The following is a 3,079-nucleotide window of genomic DNA, read 5'->3' as shown; positions in this document are numbered from 1 at the left end:
CATAGAGCCGGTGCGCATCGAGCGCATCCACCGTGAAATTCTGGAACGCTGACGGCGAAGCAGACGCGCCACGCGCCAGCCAGCCGACGCCGCCGCCGGCGCTGAACGCCACCAGCGTCGCTGCAATCGCGCCGTAGAACCATTTGCGCGGCTGCCGCACCAGCCGCTCGATCTCAAGCCGTTTCGGCACTGCTTCGTCGGCGACGGAATCGTAACGCGCATGCAGTGCTTCCGCCATCGTGCGCCATGAATGCACCCGCGCGGCATCGTCGGGATGCGTGGCAAGCCAGGCTTCGACATCGCCGCGACGTTCCGCCGGCAATTCGCCGTCGATGTAAGCATGCAGTTCGTCTTCGGTGACGGGAATTCTGGGATTGGTCATCGCCGTAGTCTCTACCTAACCTTTGGTCGAAAAATGTCTATGCATAACGCCTGCCTTCATAACGCCTGCCCTTCATTTCACCCGCCGCAGCGGCGTGCGTTCGCCTTCCAGCGTGGTTTTCACATGCGCGCGCGCCCGCGCCAGGCGGGACATCACGGTGCCGATCGGCACGCCCTGGATGTCGGCAACCTCGCGGTAGCTCAATCCCTCCAGCATCACCAGCAGCAGCACTGTGCGCTGCTCCTCCACCAGCGTGGAGAGTGCGCGGGAAATGTCGCGGCCTTCCGCTTCGGTGCCGCTGGCATCCGGGTTGTTGTCCAGCAGCGGCATGAATTGCGGCCGCCGCGCCAGCGATCGCCGCCTGTTCTTGTTGAGGTTGGTCAGGATCGTGTAGAGCCAGCTTCGCACGTCGCCGCCGAGAAACAGCCGCTCCGAGCGCAGCGCCCGCACCAGCGTGTCCTGCACCAGGTCGTCGGCGACATCGGCGTCGCGCGCGAGCGCCCGCGCGTAACGGCGCAGCGCCGGAATCATGGCTTCGACACTTTGGCGAAACGCGGTCATGTATACCAGATCTCGATGGGTTCGGCGCGAGCGCCTTACCAGCATAACACCCAAATGACGCGACTATTCCGGACGTCCGGGCGCGTTGGAAACAGCGTTAACCGCGTGCGGATTTGGGCTGTACCGCGCCGGAGTGCTGGTGTACCTCCAGCGCGTAAGTGAAAGCTCGATTGGAAACCGGATGTCGCAAAAATCAGGCCTGATGCAGGGCAAGCGCGGAGTGATCCTCGGCGTCGCCAACAATCGTTCGATCGCCTGGGGTATCGCCAGGGCATGCCGGGAGGCGGGCGCGGAAATCGCGCTCACCTGGCAGGGCGATGCGCTGAAGAAGCGGGTCGAGCCGCTCGCCAAGGAACTCGGCGGTATCCTGCTCGGTCATTGCGACGTCACCGATCCGTTAACCATCGATGCGGTGTTCGATGTGCTCCGGGAGAAATGGGGCAAGATCGACTTCGTGGTGCATGCGATCGCATTCTCCGACAAGGATCAGCTCGATGGCCGCTATCTCGAAACCACCGCCGACAATTTTTCCAAGACCATGCTGATCAGTTGCTACTCGCTGACCGCGATCGCGCAGCGCGCCGAGAAGCTTCTCGTCGACGGCGGCTCGATCCTGACGCTGACCTATTACGGCGCCGAGAAATGGATGCCGCACTACAACGTGATGGGCGTCGCCAAGGCGGCGCTGGAGGCCAGCGTGCGCTATCTCGCCGCCGATCTCGGCGAGAACAATATCCGCGTCAACGCGATCTCGGCGGGACCGATCAAGACGCTGGCGTTTGCCGGTATCGCCGACTCCCGCTATCTCCTCAAATGGAATGAAATCAACGCGCCAATGCGTCGCAACGTGACCATCGATGAGGTCGGCGACAGTGCGCTGTATCTGCTTTCGGATCTGTCGCGCGGCGTCACCGGCGAGGTGCATCACGTCGATTCCGGCTATCACGTCGTCGGCATGAAACGGCTGGACGCGCCCGACATCTCGCTCGGCAAGGAATAGTCCAGGGGTTCGATGCCTGCGCCTGTTATCTATTACATCCGCCATGGCGAGACGGCATGGAACGCGGAAGGCCGGCTGCAGGGCGTGCAGGACATTCCGCTGAACGATCTCGGCCGCAGGCAGGCCTCCCATGCCGGCAACATCCTCGCCGATCTCTTTACGCGTGATGGACGCGACAAATTCTCGCTGTCGTTCGTCGCCAGTCCGCTTGGCCGCGCGCGGTCGACGATGGAGCTGGTTCGCGGCGGACTGAAGCTGCCGCCCGCGGACTACGCGCTCGACGACCGCCTGCGCGAAATCGGATACGGCCAGTGGGAAGGCTCGACGCTGGCGCAAATGCAACTCTCGGACCCCGAGCTTTTCGCCAGGCGCCAGGCCGAAAAGTGGACGATATCGCCGCCGGGCGGCGAGAGCTATGTCGAGGTGCAGGCCCGGGTGCGGGACTGGCACGCCTCGTTGCTGGCGGACACCGTGGCGGTGGCGCATGGCGGCACCGCCCGCGCGCTGATGGTGGCGCTCGGCCTCGAAACGCCGCTGAGTGCCGCCGATCTGATCATCGAGCAGGGCGCGGTCTATGTGTTTCGCGACGGCGGGCTGCGGAAATATAGTTAAGGGCGGATCGCGTTTGACCGCCGGGAGCGCGCGCGTTACCACACGGCTAATGCCGTGATCCAGAGCTCAAACCAATGTCCTTCAACACCTTCGGCCACCTGTTTCGGGTCACGACCTTCGGCGAAAGCCACGGGATCGCGATCGGCTGCGTGGTCGATGGCTGTCCGCCGCTGATCCCGCTGACCGACGCGGACATCCAGCGCGATCTCGATCGCCGCCGCCCCGGCCAGTCGCGCTTCACCACCCAGCGGCAGGAAGCGGACGCGGTGAAAATTCTGTCCGGCGTGATGGCGCATCCGGAGACCGGCGTGCAGGTGACGACGGGTACGCCGATCGCGCTGCTGATCGAAAATACCGACCAGCGCTCGAAGGATTATTCGGAAATCAAGGACAAGTTTCGGCCCGGACATGCCGACTTCACCTATCAGGCCAAATACGGATTGCGCGACCATCGCGGCGGCGGCCGCGCGTCGGCGCGCGAGACCGCGACGCGGGTCGCCGCCGGGGCCATCGCGCGAAAAATC

Annotated in this window: 5 protein-coding genes; 3 read left to right on the top strand and 2 right to left on the bottom strand. The window is 64.0% G+C overall.

The features are described from left to right. Both WCE35_RS05075 and WCE35_RS05070 read right to left on the bottom strand, forming a co-directional pair. Positions 1-382, bottom strand: a 382-nt coding sequence (locus tag WCE35_RS05075) for an anti-sigma factor family protein (RefSeq protein WP_424592250.1), incomplete at its 3' end; no start/stop codon positions are given. Positions 383-454: 72 nt separating this feature from the next. After that, the gene (locus WCE35_RS05070) at positions 455-943 is read right to left on the bottom strand and encodes an RNA polymerase sigma factor (RefSeq protein ID WP_424592249.1); all 489 of its coding nucleotides are present in this window, start codon (positions 941-943) and stop codon (positions 455-457) included. 181 nt (positions 944-1,124) lie between these two features. Here WCE35_RS05070 and fabI point away from each other — a divergent pair, with 181 nt between their 5' ends. The 3 genes from fabI to WCE35_RS05055 all read left to right on the top strand — a co-directional run. Beyond that, positions 1,125-1,943, top strand: a complete 819-nt coding sequence (fabI, locus tag WCE35_RS05065) for an enoyl-ACP reductase FabI (protein WP_424592248.1) — start codon at positions 1,125-1,127, stop codon at positions 1,941-1,943. A 12-nt stretch (positions 1,944-1,955) separates the two neighbouring features. Further along, complete coding sequence (locus WCE35_RS05060) at positions 1,956-2,555, top strand: histidine phosphatase family protein (RefSeq protein WP_424592247.1); 600 nt, start codon at positions 1,956-1,958, stop codon at positions 2,553-2,555. 74 nt (positions 2,556-2,629) lie between these two features. Continuing rightward, the coding region (locus WCE35_RS05055) for a chorismate synthase (protein ID WP_424592246.1) at positions 2,630-3,079 on the top strand (450 nt) is incomplete at its 3' end.

The organism is Bradyrhizobium sp. (genome assembly GCF_049691595.1).
GTDB lineage: Bacteria > Pseudomonadota > Alphaproteobacteria > Rhizobiales > Xanthobacteraceae > Bradyrhizobium.
Note: the sequence above shows the minus strand (reverse complement) of the source record. Positions and strands in the feature narration are given on the sequence as shown.

What these genes read in the sequence shown, in the direction of transcription:
- WCE35_RS05070 (WP_424592249.1), bottom strand. Translation starts at nt 943, where the DNA reads ATGACCGCGTTTCGCCAAAGTGTCGAAGCCATGATTCCGGCGCTGCGC.
- fabI (WP_424592248.1), top strand. Translation starts at nt 1,125, where the DNA reads ATGTCGCAAAAATCAGGCCTGATGCAGGGCAAGCGCGGAGTGATCCTC.
- WCE35_RS05060 (WP_424592247.1), top strand. Translation starts at nt 1,956, where the DNA reads ATGCCTGCGCCTGTTATCTATTACATCCGCCATGGCGAGACGGCATGG.